Annotated in this window: 19 protein-coding genes; 14 read left to right on the top strand and 5 right to left on the bottom strand. The window is 59.2% G+C overall.

Annotated elements, in window-relative coordinates:
- Positions 1-223 precede the first annotated feature (223 nt).
- Complete coding sequence (locus PL597_RS23105; RefSeq protein ID WP_077983668.1) at positions 224-436, bottom strand: DUF1674 domain-containing protein; 213 nt, start codon at positions 434-436, stop codon at positions 224-226.
- A 118-nt stretch (positions 437-554) separates the two neighbouring features.
- Here PL597_RS23105 and htpX point away from each other — a divergent pair, with 118 nt between their 5' ends.
- The 4 genes from htpX to purH all read left to right on the top strand — a co-directional run bounded on the left by htpX (position 555) and on the right by purH (position 6,465).
- Positions 555-1,520 (top strand): zinc metalloprotease HtpX, encoded by a 966-nt coding sequence (gene htpX / locus PL597_RS23100; protein ID WP_269824774.1) that lies wholly within the window; start codon positions 555-557, stop codon positions 1,518-1,520.
- A complete protein-coding gene (locus PL597_RS23095; RefSeq protein WP_142912892.1) occupies positions 1,517-2,902 on the top strand; it encodes an RsmB/NOP family class I SAM-dependent RNA methyltransferase in 1,386 nt (461 codons plus the stop codon). The genes htpX and PL597_RS23095 overlap by 4 nt, the downstream gene beginning before the upstream one ends.
- A 125-nt stretch (positions 2,903-3,027) precedes the next feature.
- Complete coding sequence (locus PL597_RS23090; protein WP_165691251.1) at positions 3,028-4,695, top strand: heparinase II/III family protein; 1,668 nt, start codon at positions 3,028-3,030, stop codon at positions 4,693-4,695.
- A gap of 153 nt (positions 4,696-4,848) precedes the next feature.
- Positions 4,849-6,465 (top strand): bifunctional phosphoribosylaminoimidazolecarboxamide formyltransferase/IMP cyclohydrolase, encoded by a 1,617-nt coding sequence (purH, locus tag PL597_RS23085; protein WP_271366311.1) that lies wholly within the window; start codon positions 4,849-4,851, stop codon positions 6,463-6,465.
- A gap of 87 nt (positions 6,466-6,552) precedes the next feature.
- On the opposite strand, the gene PL597_RS23080 is transcribed toward purH, so the two are convergent.
- Both PL597_RS23080 and PL597_RS23075 read right to left on the bottom strand, forming a co-directional pair.
- Positions 6,553-8,085 (bottom strand): UxaA family hydrolase, encoded by a 1,533-nt coding sequence (locus PL597_RS23080; RefSeq protein ID WP_077983664.1) that lies wholly within the window; start codon positions 8,083-8,085, stop codon positions 6,553-6,555.
- A gap of 42 nt (positions 8,086-8,127) precedes the next feature.
- Positions 8,128-8,820, bottom strand: a complete 693-nt coding sequence (locus PL597_RS23075) for a FadR/GntR family transcriptional regulator (RefSeq protein WP_191217162.1) — start codon at positions 8,818-8,820, stop codon at positions 8,128-8,130.
- A 254-nt stretch (positions 8,821-9,074) separates the two neighbouring features.
- Here PL597_RS23075 and PL597_RS23070 point away from each other — a divergent pair, with 254 nt between their 5' ends.
- From PL597_RS23070 to PL597_RS23030, 9 genes are all read left to right on the top strand, one after another.
- The gene (locus tag PL597_RS23070; protein WP_269824776.1) at positions 9,075-10,640 is read left to right on the top strand and encodes a sugar ABC transporter ATP-binding protein; all 1,566 of its coding nucleotides are present in this window, start codon (positions 9,075-9,077) and stop codon (positions 10,638-10,640) included.
- 8 nt (positions 10,641-10,648) lie between these two features.
- Positions 10,649-11,671: an ABC transporter permease gene (locus tag PL597_RS23065; RefSeq protein ID WP_077983716.1), complete on the top strand. Its 1,023-nt coding sequence runs from the start codon at positions 10,649-10,651 to the stop codon at positions 11,669-11,671.
- Positions 11,672-11,746: 75 nt separating this feature from the next.
- Positions 11,747-12,688 carry an ABC transporter substrate-binding protein gene (locus PL597_RS23060; RefSeq protein WP_191217164.1) on the top strand — a complete coding sequence of 314 codons (942 nt, stop codon included), beginning with the start codon at positions 11,747-11,749 and terminating at the stop codon, positions 12,686-12,688.
- 63 nt (positions 12,689-12,751) lie between these two features.
- On the top strand, positions 12,752-13,765 hold the full coding sequence (locus PL597_RS23055) for an aldo/keto reductase (protein WP_271366309.1): 1,014 nt from the start codon (positions 12,752-12,754) through the stop codon (positions 13,763-13,765).
- Between the two features lie 4 nt (positions 13,766-13,769).
- Positions 13,770-14,591, top strand: coding sequence for an amidohydrolase family protein (locus PL597_RS23050; RefSeq protein WP_271366307.1), 822 nt, complete (start codon positions 13,770-13,772; stop codon positions 14,589-14,591).
- 3 nt (positions 14,592-14,594) lie between these two features.
- Positions 14,595-15,605: a zinc-binding alcohol dehydrogenase family protein gene (locus PL597_RS23045; protein ID WP_142912897.1), complete on the top strand. Its 1,011-nt coding sequence runs from the start codon at positions 14,595-14,597 to the stop codon at positions 15,603-15,605.
- Positions 15,602-16,735, top strand: a complete 1,134-nt coding sequence (locus PL597_RS23040) for a mannitol dehydrogenase family protein (protein ID WP_269824779.1) — start codon at positions 15,602-15,604, stop codon at positions 16,733-16,735. Before PL597_RS23045 ends, PL597_RS23040 begins: the two co-directional genes overlap by 4 nt.
- An 11-nt stretch (positions 16,736-16,746) precedes the next feature.
- Entirely contained in the window at positions 16,747-17,076 is a 330-nt protein-coding gene (locus PL597_RS23035) for an L-rhamnose mutarotase (RefSeq protein ID WP_077983658.1), read from the top strand.
- 36 nt (positions 17,077-17,112) lie between these two features.
- Positions 17,113-18,390 carry an L-fuconate dehydratase gene (locus PL597_RS23030; protein WP_173990383.1) on the top strand — a complete coding sequence of 426 codons (1,278 nt, stop codon included), beginning with the start codon at positions 17,113-17,115 and terminating at the stop codon, positions 18,388-18,390.
- On the opposite strand, the gene cobD is transcribed toward PL597_RS23030, so the two are convergent.
- Positions 18,372-19,418 (bottom strand): threonine-phosphate decarboxylase CobD, encoded by a 1,047-nt coding sequence (gene cobD, locus PL597_RS23025; protein WP_271366306.1) that lies wholly within the window; start codon positions 19,416-19,418, stop codon positions 18,372-18,374. The genes PL597_RS23030 and cobD overlap by 19 nt on opposite strands.
- Here cobD and cbiB point away from each other — a divergent pair.
- Positions 19,417-20,382 carry an adenosylcobinamide-phosphate synthase CbiB gene (cbiB, locus tag PL597_RS23020; protein WP_173990379.1) on the top strand — a complete coding sequence of 322 codons (966 nt, stop codon included), beginning with the start codon at positions 19,417-19,419 and terminating at the stop codon, positions 20,380-20,382. The genes cobD and cbiB overlap by 2 nt on opposite strands.
- On the opposite strand, the gene PL597_RS23015 is transcribed toward cbiB, so the two are convergent.
- Positions 20,369-21,826, bottom strand: a complete 1,458-nt coding sequence (locus PL597_RS23015; protein ID WP_271366304.1) for a cobyric acid synthase — start codon at positions 21,824-21,826, stop codon at positions 20,369-20,371. The genes cbiB and PL597_RS23015 overlap by 14 nt on opposite strands.

The raw sequence follows: 21,826 nt of genomic DNA, 5'->3' as shown, positions 1-21,826 counted from the left end.
TCGCCGCGAGCGCCCAGAACATCAAGAAAATAGCGATGGCGCTCACGAAAGCACCCAAACCCGCCTGGGGATGAGGAAACGAGGCTCATCTTATCTCCCGTTCACCCGCAAAAGACGACAATAAAACGTCATCATCCCGAAAAAGAAAAAACCCGCCGAAAATATCGACGGGTTTGTCAGCGGTCTGAATACCCGCCTTTGGCGGGTATTTTTATTAATGGGCTCAAAAATCGATGGCCCGGCCTTTTATTTCGTAATCGCCGAAACGCACGGGTTCTGCACCGCCGCGGCCGCCGGTTTCCGGCGGCAACTTGAGATCGGCCTGTTGCCTGCGCCGTTCTTCCGCTTCTTTCAACGCTCGCTGCGCCGCCGGCGAAAGTCGCTTTACACCTTCCGCGCCACTGTCTGTGGCGTTGTCATTATTCGCATTCTGCATGAAATCCTCCCTATGACGGGATATTGAAATACGTTTGCCGTTTACCAGATGATATATAATCCGAGGGGCTTTATAAACCCCGGAATATTCCCGGTGAGTGACAAGGAGAGTTAAACGGATGAACATGATGCGCACGGCAATGCTTCTGGCCTTCATGACCGCATTGTTCATGGGTGTCGGTTTTCTGATCGGCGGCAAGGGCGGCATGATGATTGCCCTGGTCATCGCAGCCGGTATGAATATTTTTTCCTACTGGAACTCTGACAAGATGGTTCTCTCCGCCTATCATGCGCGGGAGATCGACGAGGCGAATGCGCCCGAATTTTTTCACATGATCCGCGACCTGTCGCAAAATGCCGGTCTGCCGATGCCGAAGGTCTATATTTACGATAGCCCGCAACCCAACGCCTTCGCGACCGGGCGTAATCCGCAGAACGCCGCCGTTGCCGCTTCGACAGGATTGCTGGAGCGTCTGACACCGGAGGAAGTGGCCGGTGTCATGGCGCATGAGCTTGCGCATGTGCAGAACCGGGATACGCTGACCATGACAATCACCGCCACGCTGGCGGGCGCCATATCCATGCTCGGCAATTTTGCCTTCTTCTTCGGCGGCAACCGGGAGAACAACAGTAATCCGCTCGGCTTTATCGGCGTGCTGGTGGCGATGATCGTGGCGCCGCTGGCCGCGATGCTGGTGCAGATGGCGATCAGCCGCACACGGGAATATTCCGCCGACCGGCGCGGCGCGGAAATCTGCGGCAACCCGCTCTGGCTTGCTTCCGCATTGCAGAAGATTTCGGGCATGGCGCAGCGTATCCACAATGACGATGCCGAGCGTAACCCGGCAACGGCGCATATGTTCATCATCAATCCGCTTTCCGGCGAGCGCATGGACAATCTCTTCTCCACGCATCCGAATACGGAAAATCGCGTGGCCGCACTGCACGCCATGGCGCAGGAGTTTTCCCCGCGAGGATCGACGCCGCCGCCATCGGGTGATAGACCTCTGCGCAAATCAAGCTCCGTTCCCAAAACAGGCTGGGGACGAGGCAATGAAAACGAGCGCAAGGGGCCGTGGTCTTGACATCCGATATTCAGAATAAGCCGGCGCGGTCCAGAAAACCGAGACCGGCTAATGGGAAGGGCCGTGAAGACGGCCCTTCGTCTTTCCAGGATAAGCCGGGTCTCGCCGCGCGCATTGCCGCCACTCGCATTCTGGCCGCCGTTCTGGAAAAAAAGACCTCGCTGGATGGGATGCTCGATAGCGAGAACGGCAATCCCGTCTATCGAGCCCTGTCGCTTGCCGACCGGGCGCTGGTGAGGGCCATCGTCAACAGCGCGCTTCGCCACCTCCCCCGGATTGAAACGGCTTTGTCGATGCTGCTCGATGGTCCGCTGCCGCAGGGCGCGCGATCGCTGCATCACGTTCTTGTCGTCGGTGCGGCGCAGATGCTTTACCTCGATGTGCCGGATCATTCCGCTGTCGATCTCGCCGTGGAGCAGGCTCACCGCGATCCGCGCAACCGGCGTTTCGTCAAACTGGTGAACGCTGTTCTTCGACGGCTCGGTCGTGAAAAGATGGAGATCGAAAAGGCTGTCGCCGACGTTCCCGTGCTGCCGGACTGGTTCTACGAGCGGCTTGTTTCGGCTTACGGAATTGAGGCGGCTCAGAGGATCTCGCAAGCGCAGCTGACGCCTTCCTCCATCGATCTCACGATCAAGGTTGATCCCGCTCTGTGGGCGGAAAAACTGGGCGGTACGCTGATGCCGAACGGCAGCGTGCGTCTGGGTGAATTCGAGGGGCAGATCCCCTCGCTCGAAGGCTTCGCCGAGGGTGCATGGTGGGTGCAGGATCTTGCCGCCAGCATGCCGGTCCGGCTTATGGGTAACATTGCGGGCAAACGTGTTGCCGATCTCTGTGCGGCCCCGGGCGGCAAGACCGCGCAGCTTGCGCTGGCGGGCGCCAAGGTGACGGCGCTGGATCAGTCCGGAAACCGTCTTCGTCGCCTCAGGGAAAACCTCGACCGGCTTGGTCTCCGTGCCGAAACGGTGGAGGCCAATATGCTGAAGTATCAGCCGGAACAGCTCTTTGACGCGGTCCTCCTCGATGCGCCCTGTTCTTCCACCGGGACACTTCGCAAACATCCCGATGTCTGCTGGACCAAGGATGAGAACGATATTGCCAAACTCGCTGCCCTTCAGGGCCAGATGCTGCGGCATGCGCTGACCCTTGTTGGACCGGGCGGTCTCGTTGTCTTCTCCAATTGCTCGCTGGATCCTTCTGAAGGAGAAGCGATGATCGCCGAGGTTCTGGCGGAAAATCCCGACGTGGAGCGTGTTGCCGTCCGCCGCGAGGATTGGCCCGGAATGGAAGCGGCCATCAGTCCCGATGGCGATCTTCGCACAACGCCGGATATGTTCGGCGGCGTCGATGGGTTTTTTAGCAGTGTCTTGCGTAAGAAGTAGAAAAAAGCCAAGCTCTCGCGAATCATTAGATATTTATCGAAAACGTTCCGGTCGTCGCGGTTCACTGATAAAAACAAAACATGTGAAACGGGAAACACAGCTTGTTAGGGTCCTTTGCAGGCAGCATGAATGCCGCCGGTCTTCTGTCGCGGATGGCGTATCGTCATCTGTGTGTCGGACTCACTCCTTTGCGCCTGCATATGTCGCGATTTGCCACTCGTGCGCCGGACGGTCTGGTGGCGGCGCCGACCGATCTTAGAGCCATCGATCCCTATTTCGCCGAGGAACTGTTGCGGGGCCGCATCGCGCTGGCCGGGCGTGTCGTCGAAACCGGCGGAGCTTCGCCATTTCAGATGGAATATCCCTCGGTGGTCTTTGAAGAACGGCTGCATGCATTTAGTTGGCTACGGCATATTCGCTCCGATAAATCGAGCGAGGCCTGCAAACGAGCGCGCCGCATTGTTGCGGAGTGGATGGTGCTTCATGGCAAACGGCTTGCAGGTATTGCTTGGTCACCGGAAATCGCCGCACAAAGGCTCATTGCCTGGCTTTCGCACTCTCCCGTCGTTTTATACGAGGCCGATGCCGGCTTTTATCGCCGGTTTCTGAAAAGCCTCGCCTTTCATGTGCGGTATCTCGAAAGAATTGTCAGACACGCGCCCGATGGCGAAGCGCGGCTGAGGATCAGGATTGCATTGGCCATGGCTTCCATTGCCATGCCAACGCGCCTTTCACGGATCACGCGAAATGGAATGAAGCTGGCTCAGGAAATGGAACGCCAGATTCTGCCCGATGGCGGACATGTTTCCCGTAATCCACGCGTCATGCTGGATCTGTTGCTCGATCTCCTGCCGCTTCGGCAAAGTTATATCAATCTCGGCCATGATCTGCCGTCAGGTCTGGTGCCGGCGATAGACCGCATGTTCCCGGCGATCCGGTTCTTCCGGCATCAGGGCGGCGATCTCGCGCTGTTCAACGGCGCCACGGCCACGCTCGCCAATGAGCTTGTTTCCGTATTGCGCTATGATGAAACGGCCGGCCGGCCTTCAAAGGTCCTGCCGGATGTGAACTATCACCGGCTTGCGACGGACGATACGGTCATCATCGTCGATACAGGGTATCCCGGCTCGGCGGAGCTTTCACGGAGTGCTCATTCGGGTTGCTTGTCTTTCGAAATGTCCTGCGGCAAGAACCGCTTCATCGTCAATTCCGGCTTTCCACGTAACGCCGCGCCGGAATATCAGCGCGCCAGCCGTTCCACGGCGGCTCATTCCACCGTCACGCTTGCGGATACCTCATCCTGTAGACTGTCGCGCTCGCGGCTGCTTGGTCCGATTATGGTGTCAGGCGTTAGCCACGTCGACAGCAGGCGCGGGGCGGATGCTAACGGTAATGATGTTCTCTGGGCATCACATGACGGTTATTTGCAGAATTTCGGTTGTTACCATGAGCGGGAAATAGAACTGAATGCGGTCGGCACCAAGATAAAGGGTCGGGATCTGCTGCGGCGCGACGAAAATGCGGCGAAAGCGCAATCGCAGTCGGTCACAGCGGTTTCACGTTTCCATATTCATCCCCACATTCAGCTACATCAGCGGGACGAGGAGTCGGTCTACCTGGAGGCAGCGGATGGAATCGTCTGGCTGTTTTCCGCGCCCGGGCTGGAGCTTTTCGTCACCGAAGATGTCTTCATGGCCGACGCATCCGGTATGCGCCCGTCGCAGCAGATTGAACTCCCCTTCAATCTTGCGAATACGCGGGAAATCCGCTGGCTGATCGAACGCCAAGCCTAGGCAAATTTCCGGCGATGCCGGTCAAAAACCACCATAGTTGTCATCGTTCGGCATCCCCGCTGTTTATTAATCCGGTAAGCTGTGTTAACGCGGCGGCAATTGCTGGATCAATTCCATTCCAGCCTGTCCTCCCCGTTAAACGGAGTATGCCTGATGGCCGTCGTGTCCAAGAAAATTCCCGCCCCCGATAAGGTAAAAATCCGCACGGCGCTTCTCTCCGTGTCTGACAAGACGGACATTATCGAATTGGCGACGGTGCTTTCCAAGCTTGGCGTCAAGCTGCTTTCGACCGGCGGTACGGCAAAGGCCATTGCTGAGGCAGGCCTGCCGGTTACGGATGTCTCAGACGTCACGAATTTTCCCGAGATCATGGATGGGCGCGTGAAGACGCTGCATCCCAGCGTTCATGGCGGCTTGCTGGCGATCCGGGATGATGCCGATCATGTCGAGGCGATGAAGGCGCACGGCATCGAGGCGATCGATCTATCGGTCATAAATCTCTATCCCTTCGAAGAAGTTCGCGCCAAGGGCGGCGATTATCCGACGACGGTGGAAAACATCGATATTGGCGGCCCGGCCATGATCCGCGCTTCCGCCAAGAACCACGCCTATGTCACTGTGGTTACCGATCCGTCTGACTATCCCGATCTGGTTGAGGCCCTGCAGGCCGATGACGGCCAGACGTCCTATACGCTGCGCCAGCGATTTGCCGCCAAGGCTTATGCCCGCACCGCTGCCTATGATGCGGTGATTTCCAACTGGTTCGCAGAGGCGCTTGCAATCGAAACGCCGGATTACCGCGCTATCGGCGGCGCGCTGAAGGAAAAGATGCGGTATGGCGAAAACCCGCACCAGAGCGCTGGTTTTTACCTCACTGGCGAAAAGCGTCCTGGCGTTGCGACCGCGACGCTGCTTCAGGGCAAGCAGCTTTCCTACAACAACATCAATGACACCGATGCAGCTTACGAGCTCGTGGCGGAATTCTTGCCGGAAAATGCGCCGGCAGTCGCTATCATCAAGCACGCCAATCCCTGCGGCGTGGCGACGGGGCCGACACTTGCCGAAGCTTACCGGCGGGCGCTGGCATGCGATTCCATTTCCGCTTTTGGTGGCGTGATTGCCCTGAACCGCACGCTCGATGCGGAAACGGCGGAAGAGATCGTCAAGCTCTTCACCGAAGTCATCATCGCGCCTGATGTCACCGAAGAAGCCAAGTCCATCATCGCCCGCAAGCCGAACCTGCGCCTTCTTGCCGCTGGCGGTTTGCCTGATCCGCGCGCGGCTGGCCTCACTGCTAAGACCGTCTCGGGCGGCCTGCTGGTGCAGAGCCGCGACAATGGCATGGTCGAGGATCTGGACCTCAAGGTCGTCACCAAGCGTGCGCCGACACCGCAGGAACTTGAAGACATGAAGTTTGCCTTCAAGATCGCCAAGCATGTGAAGTCCAATGCCGTCATTTACGCCAAGGACGGGCAGACCGCGGGTATCGGCGCAGGCCAGATGAGCCGTGTGGATTCCGCGCGTATCGCTGCCCAGAAGGCGGAAGATGCCGCCAAGGCTCTTGGTCTTGCCGAACCGTTGACGCGCGGCTCCGCCGTCGCTTCGGAAGCATTTTATCCCTTTGCCGATGGTTTGCTCGCCGCGATTGCTGCTGGCGCTACCGCTGTCATCCAGCCGGGCGGCTCCATGCGCGATCAGGAAGTGATTGACGCTGCGAATGAGCATAATGTGGCAATGGTCTTTACCGGCATGCGCCACTTCCGCCATTAAGCGCGGAAATAACCAAGAATAAAGAAGGCCCGGAAATTGATTTCCGGGCCTTTTGTTTCACGTGGGACAGTCTTGGCGCCGCAGTGTTCAGGTCACGGCTCCAACCTGCCACGGCACAAATTCATTATCGCCGTAGTCGTATATTTCGCTGACGGTCTTGTCGCCGGACGCTACCGCCAGGATATGCTCGAAAATTCGTTTGCCGGATTCTTCGATGGTTTCAGCGCCGGTGACGATCTCACCGCAATTGATATCCATGTCTTCCTTCATGTGTTCATACATTTCGGAATTGGTGGCGATCTTGATGCACGGCGACGGCTTGAAACCGGAAACCGAGCCGCGACCGGTGGTGAAACAGATGACGTTGCAGCCGCCCGCGACCTGGCCGGTGACGGCAACGGGGTCATAGCCGGGTGTATCCATGAAGACGAAACCCTGTTCCGTCACGGTTTCAGCAAACTCATAAACCGCCTTCAGCGGCATGGAGCCGCCCTTGGCGACCGCGCCCAGCGATTTTTCCAGAATCGTGGTCAGGCCGCCAAGCTTGTTACCGTGGGAGGGGTTGTTATTGAGTTCGTCGCCATTACGGGCGGTATAATCACGCCACCAGTCGATACGCTGTAGGAGCTTCTCGGCGACGGCAGGGGTGACGGCGCGCTTCGTCAGGAGATGCTCGGCGCCGTAAATCTCCGGCGTCTCCGAGAGGACTGTGGTGCCGCCGTTACGGACGATGAGGTCGGAGGCGAAACCCAGAGCCGGGTTGGCGGAAATGCCGGAATAACCATCCGAACCGCCGCATTCCAGCGCCACCTTCAGCTTGGAAAGCGGTTGTTCCGTGCGGCGGGCGGCATTGACCATAGGCAGCATGGCCTTGATCTCGGCGATCGCCGCATCGATTGTCTTGCGGGTGCCGCCATGCTGCTGGATCGTCATGGTGCGCAGCCGCTCACCCTCTTCCATCTTGTAATGTTCGAGAATGGGCGCGATCTGGTTGGTTTCACAACCGAGGCCGATCAGCAGAATGCCGCCGAAATTCGGGTGGCGGGCATAACCCTGAATGGTGCGGATCAGCAGGCGGTAACCTTCCGATTTCGTATTCAGCGCACAGCCGCCGCCATGGGTCAGCGCCACGACGCCATCGACATTGTCGAAACCATCAAGGCCGCCCTGCTTGTTGAAATAATCCGCGATGTAACGCGACACCGTGGCGGAACAGTTCACCGAAGCGATGACGCCGATATAGTTCCTCGTTCCAACACCACCGAGACCGCGGTCATAACCCCTAAACGTCCGGCGTTCGGCTTCCGGCACCATGCCCTTTTCTTCGATATCAACACTGAACTGATGTGCGTGTTCGGAAGGCACCATGGCGAGATTGTGCAGGTGCACGTGCCGGCCGGGCTCAATATCCTGGGTGGCGATACCAATGACCTGTCCGTATTTCAGCACCTCATCGCCCGATTTGATGAACTTCAGGGCCACCTTGTGCCCGCGCCCGATCAGCTCGAGCGCCGCCAGATCGCCCCTGCCCGTCGCGCCGCCGGCCGGAATGGACCGACGTGCCACCGCGACATTGTCGTTGGCGTTCAGCAAAATGGTTGCCTCGGAATTTTCACTCACGGGTTATCCTCCTCCCGTTATATTGCCTGCTATGTTTCTAGATCAATTTTCGACCCAGCGTCTCTTCGAACCTTCCAGATGCGTATGCATGGCGGCCTGCGCCAGCAGCGGGTCTTTCAGTTCAAGCGCCGCCAGAATGGCCTCGTGCTCCTGAAGGGCTTGGGTCCAGGTATCGCGGTCTTCAAATTTCACGCGAAGCTGGGCCGAAATGGGGCTGTGGCGCTCGTCGAAGAGGTTCGCCACCATTCGGGCCAAAACGCTGTTACCGGATTGCTCGGCGATGGTGACGTGAAACAGTCGATCCTGATCCAGAGGCTTGCGGCCGGCTTCGATTTCCCGCTGCATGGTATTGAGTATCTGGTGGAGGGTCGCGATTGTCTCATCGGTCATCCGGCTTGCCGCCAACACGATGGTGGCACCCTCCAGAGCGGCGCGCGCCTGCATCAGTTCGGAGGGGCTGTCACCGAGCGATTTGGTATGATGGGTCGTCTGCAGCGCTTCGGTAGATACGTAGACGCCGGAACCCATGCGAATTTCGACGGTGTTGTCGATCTCAAGCGCAATCAGCGCCTCCCGCAATGACGGTCTCGACACGCCGAGTTTCTGTGCCAGTTCCCGTTCGGCGGGAAGCCGCGTCCCAGGCAGGAATTCACCCATGTCGATGAGTTCGCGTATCTGATCCGCAATCTGTTGATACAGCCTGCGCGGTTCCGCTATTTTGGCCTGACCACTCATGTGTTTTTTGCTGAAGCCTTCGTGATGCTTGTATTTGGCCTTACCGTAACGCCAAGTGTAGCAATACGCAAGAAATTACTCAATATACTGAAAATACGATACTATTTTAAAGTTTCTCACGATGGCTATCCGTTGCCTCTAAAGCCAGCCTCCAATTTTTAACCTAATTGGCTTGACCATTATAAAAAACCGGCCTAACCATTTGCCCTGTTAAAGGCCCCCGGTGGAGCGGGGAACAGGGTGGAGGTTTCCAGATGTCGCAAGGCGCATCGACAATTCGGGGCGATTTTTCGTCCGAACAGATGGCGCACGGACAGCGCGCGGTGCTCCTGCGCCTCGATAATATCAGCAAGGAATTTCCCGGCGTCAAAGCACTTTCGAACGTGCATTTCGATCTGCGCGCAGGCGAGGTGCATGCCGTCTGCGGCGAAAATGGCGCGGGAAAATCGACGCTGATGAAGATCGTCAGCGGCGTCTATCAGCCGAGCGACGGCACCATCCTTCATAAAGGTGCGAAGGTGCAATATGCATCGCCGCTGGAATCCGAAGCCGCCGGCATCGCCATCATCCACCAGGAACTCAACCTCGTTCCGCATCTTTCCGTCGCTGAAAACATCTATCTTGCGCGCGAACCACGTCGTGGTTTCCTCGTCGACCGCAAGAAGCTGCGTCTCGATGCCAAGCGTTGTCTCGACCGGCTGGGTGTGGATATCGATCCGGACCAGATTGTCCGCGGCCTTTCGGTCGCTCAGTGTCAGATGGTGGAAATCGCCAAGGCGCTTTCTCTTGACGCTGAAGTGCTCATCATGGATGAGCCGACCTCTTCGCTGACCGAGCAGGAGACCCGGCTCCTGTTCAAGGTCATCCGCGATCTCAAGGCATCCGGTGTCGGGATCGTTTATATTTCCCATCGTCTCGATGAAATGGCCGAAATCGTCGATCGTGTGACGGTTCTGCGCGACGGACGTTATATTTCAACCGACGATTTTGCCTCGATCACCGTTGATGACATTGTCACGCGCATGGTGGGGCGTTCGCTGGAAGACAAATTCCCCGAGCGGACATCGCGCCCCACGGAAGACGTTATTTTTTCCGTGGAGGGCCTGACGCGCAGCGGCGTGTTCCACGACGTCGGTTTTTCGCTGCGCCGTGGTGAAATCCTCGGTTTTGCCGGGTTGATGGGTGCCGGCCGCACCGAAGTCGCCCGGGCTGTCTTCGGCGCCGATCCGCTCGATGCGGGCAGGATCGTTTTCAACGGGCGCGAGCTTTCGATCGGCTCACCGCAGGACGCCATCGAAGAAGGCATCGCCTATCTCTCGGAAGATCGCAAAAGCGATGGCCTCGCCATCAAGATGTCAGTGGCGGCCAATACGACGCTTGCCAATCTCGGCGAGGTTTCCAACCGTTTCGGGCTCATCGACTTCAAGAGGCATGACGATGTAGCAAAGCGCTACGTCGATCTCCTGAATATCCGTACTCCCTCCATCGGGCAGACGGTGCGACTGCTTTCCGGCGGCAACCAGCAGAAAATCATCATCGGCAAATGGTTGTTCCGGCAGTCGCGCGTGTTGTTCTTCGACGAGCCGACGCGCGGTATCGATGTCGGCGCGAAATTCGCGATCTACAAGATCATGGACGAGCTCGCCGCGCAGGGTATCGGCGTCATTCTCATCAGTTCGGAACTGCCGGAAATTCTTGGGCTGACGGATCGTATCGCCGTTTTCCATCAGGGCCGAATTACGGGCGTGCTAGAAACCGCCAAGACCAATCAGGAAGAAATCATGCGGTATGCGTCCGGTTACGGCCGGGCCGCGCAGTGAGGAACGACATGGCCAATATTGCAGAACCCAAAAAGGGCTTCGCTGTCAGCGATCGCCAGAAGGACATCATCCAGAAGTTTGCCGCGCTCGGCAGCCTGTTCGCCCTCGTCGCGGTGTTCTCCGCCACCAGCAGCGCCTTCTTCACCGTCAATAACGGCATGACGATTGCCTTGCAGGTCACGTCCATCGCGCTGCTCGGCATCGGGGCTACCTGCGTCATCATCACCGGTGGTATCGATCTTTCGGTCGGTTCGGTGCTGGCGCTCGCCGGTGTCGTCGCCGCTCTTGCGGTGAAGGAACTCGGTATGCCGGTGCCGGTCGGCATGTTGCTCGGCATTCTGACGGGATCGCTCTGCGGCTTCATTAACGGTCTTCTGGTCACCCGTTTCAAGCTGCCGCCCTTCATCGCCACCTTAGGCATGATGTTGATCGCCCGCGGCGTGGCCCTGCAAATCACCGGCGCGCGTGCCGTTTCGGGCCTCGGCGAATCCTTTGGCGAACTTGGCAACGGCGCCCTCTTTCGCATCGTCACTATCGGTGACGACGGCTTTCCGAATGTGGTGTTTCCCGGTATCCCCTACCCCGTCATCCTGATGGTGGTGATTGCGCTTGCGGTTTCCTTCATGCTCAACCGCTCGATCCTTGGCCGTCACATTTACGCTGTCGGTTCCAACGCCGAAGCCGCGCGCCTTTCCGGCGTCAATGTCGCCCGTGTCACCAATTTCACCTACATCCTGTCCGGCACGCTCGCCGGGCTCACGGGCTGCGTGCTGATGTCGCGTCTCGTTACCGCCCAGCCAAACGAAGGTGTGATGTATGAGCTGGACGCAATCGCCAGCGCCGTTATCGGCGGCACATCGCTGATCGGCGGCGTCGGCACCATTTCCGGCACGGCCATTGGCGCCTTCGTCATCGGCATCCTGCGCAACGGTCTCAATATGAATGGCGTGTCCGCCTTCACGCAACAGATCATCATCGGCCTCGTCATTCTGGTCACCGTCTGGATCGACCAGCTGCGCAACCGCCGCTGACCAAAGGGCTGCGGACCCTTTCCGCAAAAAAGATCGGCAGGGGAGGCCCGGTATGCCGACATCACGGAGGAAGAAATGAAGAAAATTGCGACTGCCCTTCTGACATCCGCAATCGCGCTGTGGAGCGTTTCCACCGTGCAGGCCGGTGAGATCGCCGTCATCGTCAAGACCGTCAACTCCACCTTCTGGCAGAATGTTCAGAAGGGTGCTGATGCGGCGATGAAGAACTCTTCCGGCAATACCATGACATTCCAGGGTCCGGCTGCCGAGTCCGCCATTGCCGACCAGGTCAACATGGTCGAAAACGCCATCAATCGTAAGGTCGCGGGCATTGTCCTGGCACCTTCCGACCCGGACGCGCTAGTGCCGGCCGTCAAGAAGGCCTGGGAAGCCCGTATTCCCGTCGTTTTGATCGACTCGCAGCTCGCCAAGGGTTCGGAGCAATATTACCAGTCGTTCCTGGCAACCGATAACAAGAAGGCCGGCGAACTGGCGGCCCAGGCGCTGATCGACAAGGTTGGCACGGAAGGCAAGATTGCCGTCATGTCCTATGTCGCCGGTGCCGGTTCCGAAATCGGCCGTGTCGGCGGTTTTACCGACTACATCCAGATGCACTCGAAGCTTCAGATCGTTGGTCCGTTCTATTCGCAGTCGCAGATGGCGACCGCGCTGAACCAGACCACCGACGTGCTGGCCGCCAATTCCGACCTGAAGGGCATTTTCGGCGCCAATGAGCCGACGGCCATCGGTGTCGGCCGCGCGCTTGCCCAGTCCGGCAAGGCCGGCAAGGTCATCGCCATCGGCTTTGACGGTAACCAGGATTTGCAGAGCTTCGTCAAGGACGGCACGCTTGCCGGCATCGTGGTTCAGGGTTCCTACCAGATGGGTGAAAAGGGCGTGGAAACCGTGACCAAGCTCATCAACAAGGAAAAGGTTGAGAAGTTCGTCGATACCGGCGTTGTTGTTGTCACCAAGGACAATATCGAGAAGCCTGAAGCCAAGAACGTGCTTTACTAATGCTGACGGCGCGCCGCCTTGCGGCGGCGCGTCCTTCCAAAGACGAGCTGGAAAGTCCCTGCGATGAAAGTCTCCGATACACGTAAATTGCCGCGCCGCGCCGTCGACGTCACCGTCATGGGCCTCGGTTGCGCCCAGATGGGCAATCTCTACCGCGTCACGCCCTATGAGGAATCCAAGGGCGCGTTCGACAAGGCATGGGAAAGCGGCATGCGTTATTTTGATACCGCGCCGTTCTACGGCTATACGCGGTCGGAGCGCCGCCTCGGCACCATGGTGACGGAGCATGACCGGAACGAATACACGCTGAGCACCAAGGTCGGCCGTGTGATGGTGCCGGACGAGACCGTCGGTCCGGAGGAGGATGCCTATATAACGCCCCTGCCGTTCCGCCCGGTCTATGATTATTCCTATGACGGTATTCTGCGCTCCTTCGAGGCAAGCCAGCAACGGCTAGGCGTTCTGAAGCCGGATATTATTTATGTCCATGATATCGGCTCCTTCACCCATGGCGAAAAGCATCAGCACTACTGGGAGCAGCTGACCACCGGCGGCGGCTTCCGGGCGCTTGACAAGCTGCGCGAGGAGGGATCGACGGGGGCCGTCGGCCTTGGCGTCAATGAGTGGGAAATCGTCAGCGACGCCATGGATGTCTTCGATATAGACGTCGCCATGCTTGCCGGCCGTTATACGCTGCTGGAGCAGCAGAGCCTTGCTTTCATGAACCGTTGCGCTGAAAGCGGTGTCGCCATCGTTGTCGCCGGTGCATTCAATTCCGGCATTCTGGCCGGCAACCGCAAATTCAATTATGCCGACGCGCCTGCCGATATTCTTACGCGTGTCGATGCGCTGCAGGGTGTTTGCGAGGAACTCGGCGTATCGCTGCAGGCGGCCGCACTGCAATTTCCGCTTGCCCATCCGGCATCGGTCACGGTCGTTTCGGGTGCGCGCAATGCGCAGCAGCTCGCCTCCAATATAGAGTGGTTCGAGCAGTCGATCCCGGATGAATTCTGGTCCGAACTGCACAGGCGCGGCCTGGTCGCCGAAGGTGCGCCCGTACCGGGCGGAAAGGCCTGAGGCGATGCTCATCGACGCCCACCAGCATTTCTGGCTGATGAAGGATCGCGCCGGGCAGTGGCCGCCGCCGTCGCTCGCCGCCATCTACCGGGATTTTCTCCCCGCCGACCTGTCGCCTTTGCTGGCCGCTGCCGGAGTTTCCGGCACCGTGCTGGTTCAGACGATGGAGACGGCGGCCGACACGGATTTCATGCTGGAACTGGCGGAAAAGACCGATTTCATCAGGGGCGTTGTCGGCTGGGTGGATATGAAGTCCGCCGATGCGGCGAGTGAAATCGCCCGTCGGGCAAAACATCCGGCGTTCAAGGGTGTGCGTCCGATGTTGCAGGGCATGGAGGATGTCGCCTGGATCGATGATCCGGCACTCGATCCCGCCGTGGCGACGCTGGTAGAGCACGGTCTGGCGTTCGATGCGCTGGTCCTGCCGCCCAATCTCCCGCATCTCCTCGCCTTTGCTCGCCGCCATCCGCAATTGCCTGTCGTCATCGATCACGGCGCGAAGCCGCTGATTGCCGCCGGACACTACAGCGACTGGCGCAAGGATATGGCCGCTCTGGCGGCTCTTCCGAATGTCCATTGCAAGCTTTCCGGTCTGCTGACCGAGCGCGGCGATCAGCGGCCGGAAGCGATACGGCCTTATGCCGAGACCATTCTGGAACTCTTTGGCGGCAACCGCGTGATTTTCGGCAGTGATTGGCCGGTGTTGCGGCTGGCGGGCGACTATCAGGTGTGGCTGGATTTCTGCCGCGATATCGTGCCGGCAAAGGACCATGCGGCAGTCTTTGGCGGTAACGCCGTTCGTTTTTATTCCCTTTCCCACAGGTGATACATGCTGGCGATTTTCTGCGAAACCCCAGGTCAACTCGTTTCCAAGGAACTGCCGACACCAGTGCGTGGCGAAGGCGAAGTGCTGGTGCGTATTCGCCGCATCGGGGTTTGCGGCACGGATCTGCACATCTTCACGGGCAACCAGCCTTATCTCTCTTATCCGCGCATCATGGGCCATGAGCTTTCCGGCACGGTGGAAGAGGCGCCGGAAGGCAGCCATCTGTCCGCAGGCGACGTGGTCACCGTCATTCCCTATATCTCTTGCGGCAAATGCAGCGCCTGCCTGAAGGGCAAGAGCAATTGCTGCCGCAATATTGGTGTGCTGGGCGTTCATCGCGATGGCGGCATGGTCGAATATCTGAGCGTGCCGCAACAATTCGTGCTGAAGGCGGAGGGGTTGAGCCTCGATCAGGCGGCGATGACCGAATTTCTGGCTATCGGTGCGCATGCGGTGCGCCGTGGCGCAGTCGAGAAGGGGCAGAAGGTTCTGATCGTCGGCGCCGGCCCGATCGGCATGGCGGTTGCGGTTTTCGCGGTTCTCGATGGCGGCGAAGTGACCATGATCGATGGGCGCAGCGACCGGCTGGATTTCTGCAGAGAGCATCTCGGGGTCGTACACACGGTGGCGCTCGGCGAGGGCGACAGGGATTGCCTCTCCAACATCACCGGCGGCGATTTTTTCGATGCGGTCTTCGACGCGACCGGCAATCCGAAAGCCATGGAACGCGGCTTTTCCTTTGTCGGCCATGGCGGTTCCTATGTGCTGGTCTCCATCGTCGCCAGCGATATCAGCTTTAACGATCCGGAGTTCCACAAGAGGGAAACGACGCTGCTCGGCAGTCGCAATGCTACGCCTGAGGATTTCGAGCGCGTCCTGCAGGCGCTGCGGGAGGGCAAGGTACCGGAAGCACTGATCACCCATCGCATGACGCTTGCCGATGTGCCCTCACGATTCGCCGGCCTGACCGATCCGAAGGCCGGAGTTATCAAGGGCATGGTGGAGGTCGCATGACGCCCGATACGCCCATCCTGCAATTCGGCACCAGCCGCTTTCTTCTGGCGCATGCGGATCTCTTTGTTTCGCAGGCGCTGGACAAGGGCGAGGCTCTGGGGCGCATCGCGATTGTACAGACGACCGGCAACGCGGAGAGCCTGAAGCGTGTTACGGCGCTGAACGGCGGGGCGCCCTACCCCGTGCGTATTTGCGGCATCCGCGATGGGCAGGAAGTGGATGAGGAAATTCGGGGCGGGGCTGTCGCGCGGGCATTGACGGCTGCGACCGACTGGGCCGAAGTGCGCCGCCTTGCCTGCGAGGCCGAGGTCATTCTGTCCAATACGGGCGATCGCGGTTATGAGCTGGATTCGGCTGATAATGCCGGGCTTGCTGACGATTTCACGATCGTACCGAAAAGCTTTCCGGCCAAACTCTGCATGTTGCTGCTGGAGCGTTTTCAGAGCAATCCGGAAGCACCGGTCTCCATCTTCCCTTGTGAGCTCGTGCCACGTAATGGCGAAAAGCTGAAACAGGTCATTCGCCGGCTTGCAGATGAATGGCAATTGCCGGCGGGTTTTGCCTTTTATCTGAATGAGAAGTGCCGTTTCGCCAATAGTCTCGTGGATCGCATCGTCTCCGAGCCTATCGACCCGGTGGGTGCCGTCGCGGAGCCCTATGCACTCTGGGCAATCGAGAAGCAGGACGGGCTTGTCCTTCCCTGCACGCACCCCGCCGTGGTGTTGACCGATGATCTCGATCATTATGAAAAGCTGAAGCTTTTCCTGCTCAATCTCGGTCATTCCTATCTGGCGGAGCGCTGGTTGCAGGATGGGCGAGGCAAGGATGAAACCGTGCGTCAGGCAATGGTCGACGATATTCTCGTTGCGGATCTGGAGACGCTTTGGCGGGACGAGGTTCTGCCGGTCTTTGCCGCTGAAGGCATGGGAGAAGAGGCGCAGGCCTATATTGGCGTGCTGCGGGCGCGTTTGCGCAATCCCTTTCTCGCGCATCGGCTGGCCGATATCGCCGGCAACCACGATGAAAAGAAGCGCCGCCGCTTCGCTCCGGTCGTTGCCGCAGCGGAACGGCTGGGATTGAGCCTGCCACAGTCGAAGTTGCGCGCGGCGCTCGCCACCATCAAGCAATAACGGAGTTTTTCATGCAGCGCATGGGCATGGTCATAGGCGTCAAACCGGAAATGATCGCGGAATATAAAAGGCTGCATGCCGCCGTCTGGCCTGAAATTCTGGCGCTTATCAGCGACTGCAATATCCGCAATTATACGATCTTCCTGCGCGAGCCGGAAAATCTGCTCTTCGGCTATTGGGAATATCACGGCAGCGATATCAGCGCCGACATGGCGAAGATGGCTGCAAGCCCGAAGAACCAGGAGTGGTGGTCTTTCACCATTCCCTGTCAGCAACCGCTCGAAAGCCGCAAGGAAGGCGAGTGGTGGGCGATGATGGAAGAAACCTTCCACCTCGACTAAACGATTTCCTTTGACACTGACCGCGAGTGAACGGCCATGACCAAAATTACTGATCTGCGTGTTTTCGACCTACGTTTTCCGACGTCCCAAAGTCTCGACGGCTCGGACGCGATGAACCCCGACCCGGATTATTCGGCGGCTTATGTCATTCTCGATACCGATGAGCCGGGTCTTAAAGGCCACGGGCTGACCTTCACCATCGGTCGCGGCAATGACATCTGCTGCATGGCCATCGAAGCGATGCGTCATCTGGTGGTTGGCACCGATCTTGCCACCGTCACCGAGAACCCCGGCAAATATTGGCGACATCTGACGAGCGACAGCCAGTTGCGCTGGATCGGCCCGGACAAGGGCGCGATGCATCTCGCCACCGGCGCCGTTGTGAATGCGGTATGGGATTTGCTGGCCAAGAAGGCCGGCAAGCCGGTGTGGCAGCTCGTTGCCGATATGAGCCCGGAAGAAATTGCCGATATCGTCGATTACCGCTATCTGACCGACGTGCTGACCCGGGACGAAGCGCTTGCGATCCTCAAAAAAGCCGAAAGCGGCAAGAAGGAACGTATCGAGACGCTGAAGAACGAAGGGTATGCCTGCTACACGACGTCGGCCGGCTGGCTGGGTTACGACGACGCCAAGCTGCGTCGTCTTTGCCAGGAAGCCATCGATGCCGGATTCAACCATGTGAAGATGAAGGTTGGCCGCGATCTGGAAGACGATATTCGCCGTCTTACCATTGCCCGTGAGGTGATCGGTCCCGACCGTTACCTGATGATTGACGCCAATCAGGTCTGGGAAGTCGATCAGGCCATCGAGTGGGTCAACAAGCTTGCCTTCTGCACCCCCTTCTTCATTGAAGAGCCGACGAGCCCGGACGACGTCGCCGGCCATCGCAAGATCCGCGCGGCCATCGGTCCGGTTAAGGTGGCGACGGGTGAAATGTGTCAGAACCGTATCATGTTCAAGCAGTTCATCGCCGAGGGCGCCATCGATGTGGTGCAGATCGACAGCTGCCGCATGGGCGGTCTGAACGAGGTGCTGGCGGTGCTGCTGATCGCCGCCAAATACAATCTGCCGGTCTGGCCGCATGCCGGTGGCGTCGGCCTCTGCGAATATGTGCAGCATCTGTCGATGATCGACTATCTCGTGGTATCTGGCACGAAGGAAGGCCGCGTGATCGAGTATGTCGACCACCTGCACGAGCATTTCATCGAACCCTGCGATATCAGAAACGCCGCTTACATGCCGCCGAAATTGCCGGGCTTCTCCATCGAAATGAAGCCGGAGTCGATTGAGACCTACACCTTCGAGGAATAGTCAAAGGATGACAGCGCCTCCTCAAAGCGCTGCCACTCCGTTTCGCTACCGGGAAGGCCGAAACGCATGTCGTTCGGCCTCTCATCAAAAATGCGGACCAGAATGCCGTGTCGGCCAAGATGGCTGAACAGCTTTGTGGTGCGGGGATCCCGCACCAGAGTAAACAGCGACGTGCCGCCGGCAATTGCCAGCCCCGCTTTTTCCAGCATGGTGTTCATGCGCCGGGCGTCTTCGGCAAGGTGCAGACGCATGGACGATTGCCATTCCCCGTCCGCCAGAGCCTGCGTCGCGATATGCAGCGCCGGGCCGGAAACCGCCCAGGGGCCGAGCCTTGCCTCCAGTTCAGCAGCGATATCGGGCTGCGCAATCGCGAAACCCAGCCGAACGCCTGCCATGCCGTAAAATTTACCGAAAGAGCGCAGGACCACCAGTGCATCCTGACAGGCGGCATTTGCGAGGCTTTCGGCACCTCCTGTCTCGATGAAGGCTTCGTCCACGACGAGCAGCCCACCCTTGCGGCGCATGGCGGCGGCCAGCGACAACAAGGCGGTGCGATCCGTGATGCGGCCATCGGGATTATTGGGATTGACCACGACGCCATAGTCATGAGCCGACATCGCGCTGATGTTTTCCGCCTCGGTCACAGCCAGTCCGGCGATGCGTGCGGTTCGGGCATGTTCCGCATAGGCGGGGGAAAGGACGGCGCCGCTTTTTGCCCCGCGGGCGATAGCGATCTGAGCCAGTAATGGCATCAGCATCTGCGTGCCGGGGGAAAGCGCTACATGCCGGGCGGAAGGCGCATTGAAATGCGTTGCCGCCAGACTTTTCAATTCTTCGGCGGCGTCCGGTTCCGGCAGGCGGGCGAATGCGCTGGCGGGGATCGGCGAATGCGGGTAGGAGTGCGGATTGATCCCAGTCGAAAGGTCGATCCACGGTTCAGGCGCTTCAGGAAACAGCAGACGCGCCCTGCCGAGATTGCCACCGTGACGGATCGCAGCTTTCGCCTTTTCTGGTACTGTTTCGCCCATGTTTTTTGCTCTCGCTTTCCTGTCGCTCGTGATCGAACGCCTGACCGGCTATCCGGTATGGCTGTTCAAACGCATCGGCCATCCCGTCACCTGGATCGGTTCGCTTATCGCGCTGCTGGACAAAAAATGGAACCGGGAGAGTGCGTCATTTTCACAGCGCAAGGGGGCCGGTGTCGCGGCTCTCCTCGTTTTCGTCGGGCTGACGCTGCTTGTTGCGTGGTTTGCGCAATCCACCCTGCTTTTTCTGCCCTTCGGCATTTTACTGGTTGCTGTGCTGGGAGCTTCGCTTCCGGCGCAGAAAAGTCTTGAGCAGCATGTGGAGGCTGTCGCCATTGCTCTGGAGCGTGAGGGTGTGGAAGGCGGCCGCAAGGCGGTATCGATGATCGTCGGGCGGGATCCTCAAAAGCTGGACGAAGCGGCGATCTGCCGGGCGGCGGTTGAAAGTCTGGCCGAAAATTTTTCCGACGGCATCGTCGCTCCCGCCTTCTGGCTCGGCATCCTGGGCCTGCCGGGCGGCGCGGCTTACAAGGCGATCAATACGGCTGACAGCATGATCGGCCATCGCTCACCCCGCCATGAGGCCTTCGGCTGGGCCTCCGCCCGGCTGGACGATCTGGTCAATCTGCCGGCCTCACGGTTGAGCGGCGGTCTTTTCGTGGTTGCCGCGTTTTTTGTTAAGGGCGCATCACCCGGCAGGGCTATGGCTGCGATACGTCGCGATGCCCATCATCACCGTTCTCCCAACGCTGGCTGGCCGGAGGCGGCGTTGGCCGGTGCTCTCGGCTTTGCGCTCGCAGGGCCGCGCTCCTATGGCGGTCAGATGATCGAGGCGCGTTTCATGGGTGAAGGTGGCAGGGCGGCGCTGGTTGCCGGCGATATTCGCAGGGCGCTGCGGCTCGTGCGGATTGCCGACCTGCTATTGATCGGCCTGTTCGGACTTCTGGCGATCCTTATCGCGCTATAGCAAGCAGACGGTCGAGATCGAGGTGCTGTTCCATATGTGCAGCGAGACGGTCGAGAACCGTATGCACCTGCTCATCATAGTTCAGCTCCGTGCCCTGCCCGCCGAGACGTTCCAGCCACGCGCTCCGCTGGCTGTTATCCGCGAAGAGGCCGTGAATATAGGTGCCGAAGACGCGACCGTCGGGTGAAATCCTTCCATCGCTATGCCCGTCGATCGTCGAAAACGCCAGATTGCCCGCTGCTCCCGTGGTTTCCCCGACATGCATTTCGTAGCCGGATAAACCAATACCATCAAAGCTCACGCCTTGAACGGAAACCAGCCTTTTGTCGCCCGTCAAAACCGTGTCGACATCAAGCAGACCGAGCCCATCGACAGTTGTGGGCGATCCCTCGATGCCGTCAGGATCGGCAACGGTTTTTCCGAGCATCTGGTATCCGCCGCAAAGGCCGAGAACGTAGCCGCCGCGCCGCATATGCGCCTTTATATCGATGTCTAGGCCCGCATCTTTCAGCACGGCAAGATCGGCGATGGTGGCTTTCGATCCGCAAAGCAGCACCAGCCGGCAATCGGCCGGAATGGTTTCGCCCGGCCGCACGCGGATCAGTTCGACATCCGGTTCCATATCCAGCGGATCGAGATCGTCGAAATTGGAAATATGCGGCAGGATCGGCACGGCGATGCGGATCTTTGCGCCAGGCTTCTGTTGGGCGGGGCCGGAGAGCCCCAGCGCATCTTCCGCCGGCAGTTTGGCGGCATCTGAGAAATGTGGCAGAAGCCCGATAGAAGCCCAGCCGGTCTGTTCCCTAATTATCCGCATGCCGTCTGAAAACAGGGCCGGATCACCGCGAAAGCGATTGACGATGAAACCTTCGATCATCGCCGCGTCTTCAGCTTCGAGTACGGCTTTCGTGCCGACGAGGCTGGCGATGACGCCGCCCCGGTCGATATCGCCGATCAGGATCACAGGCGCGTCCGCAGCTCTGGCAAAACCCATATTGGCGATGTCATTGGTACGCAGGTTGATTTCGGAGGCGCTGCCCGCCCCTTCCACCAGCACCAGATCGGCCCGTTGTTTCAGGCGGTTGAAGCTTTCGAGCACGCGCGGCATCAGCCCGGCCTTCATGTGCTGATAATCGGCCGCCCTGGCATTGCCGGCGATCTTGCCCTGCACCACCACCTGTGCGCCGGTCTCGCTCTGCGGCTTCAGGAGCACCGGGTTCATGTGCACGGAAAGCGGCACGCCCGCCGCCCGTGCCTGCAGCGCCTGTGCGCGGCCGATCTCGCCGCCATCGGCGGTCACGGCCGCATTGTTTGACATGTTCTGCGGCTTGAACGGCATGACGGACAGGCCGCGCCGGGTGAAGGCACGGGCAAGGCCTGCCACCATCAGCGATTTACCGACATCCGAGCCGGTTCCCTGAAACATCAGCACGCGTGCAGCCAT

The organism is Agrobacterium sp. ST15.13.013 (assembly GCF_027956525.1).
GTDB classification, from domain to species: Bacteria; Pseudomonadota; Alphaproteobacteria; order Rhizobiales; family Rhizobiaceae; genus Agrobacterium; species Agrobacterium salinitolerans.
Note: the sequence above shows the minus strand (reverse complement) of the source record. Positions and strands in the feature narration are given on the sequence as shown.

Coding starts and splice junctions, on each gene's coding strand:
- PL597_RS23105 (WP_077983668.1), bottom strand. CDS start 436: ATGCAGAATGCGAATAATGACAACGCCACAGACAGTGGCGCGGAAGGT.
- htpX (WP_269824774.1), top strand. CDS start 555: ATGAACATGATGCGCACGGCAATGCTTCTGGCCTTCATGACCGCATTG.
- PL597_RS23090 (WP_165691251.1), top strand. CDS start 3,028: ATGAATGCCGCCGGTCTTCTGTCGCGGATGGCGTATCGTCATCTGTGT.
- purH (WP_271366311.1), top strand. CDS start 4,849: ATGGCCGTCGTGTCCAAGAAAATTCCCGCCCCCGATAAGGTAAAAATC.
- PL597_RS23075 (WP_191217162.1), bottom strand. CDS start 8,820: ATGAGTGGTCAGGCCAAAATAGCGGAACCGCGCAGGCTGTATCAACAG.
- PL597_RS23070 (WP_269824776.1), top strand. CDS start 9,075: ATGTCGCAAGGCGCATCGACAATTCGGGGCGATTTTTCGTCCGAACAG.
- PL597_RS23065 (WP_077983716.1), top strand. CDS start 10,649: ATGGCCAATATTGCAGAACCCAAAAAGGGCTTCGCTGTCAGCGATCGC.
- PL597_RS23060 (WP_191217164.1), top strand. CDS start 11,747: ATGAAGAAAATTGCGACTGCCCTTCTGACATCCGCAATCGCGCTGTGG.
- PL597_RS23055 (WP_271366309.1), top strand. CDS start 12,752: ATGAAAGTCTCCGATACACGTAAATTGCCGCGCCGCGCCGTCGACGTC.
- PL597_RS23050 (WP_271366307.1), top strand. CDS start 13,770: ATGCTCATCGACGCCCACCAGCATTTCTGGCTGATGAAGGATCGCGCC.
- PL597_RS23045 (WP_142912897.1), top strand. CDS start 14,595: ATGCTGGCGATTTTCTGCGAAACCCCAGGTCAACTCGTTTCCAAGGAA.
- PL597_RS23040 (WP_269824779.1), top strand. CDS start 15,602: ATGACGCCCGATACGCCCATCCTGCAATTCGGCACCAGCCGCTTTCTT.
- PL597_RS23035 (WP_077983658.1), top strand. CDS start 16,747: ATGCAGCGCATGGGCATGGTCATAGGCGTCAAACCGGAAATGATCGCG.
- PL597_RS23030 (WP_173990383.1), top strand. CDS start 17,113: ATGACCAAAATTACTGATCTGCGTGTTTTCGACCTACGTTTTCCGACG.
- cbiB (WP_173990379.1), top strand. CDS start 19,417: ATGTTTTTTGCTCTCGCTTTCCTGTCGCTCGTGATCGAACGCCTGACC.
- cobD (WP_271366306.1), bottom strand. CDS start 19,418: ATGGGCGAAACAGTACCAGAAAAGGCGAAAGCTGCGATCCGTCACGGT.
- PL597_RS23015 (WP_271366304.1), bottom strand. CDS start 21,826: ATGGCTGCACGCGTGCTGATGTTTCAGGGAACCGGCTCGGATGTCGGT.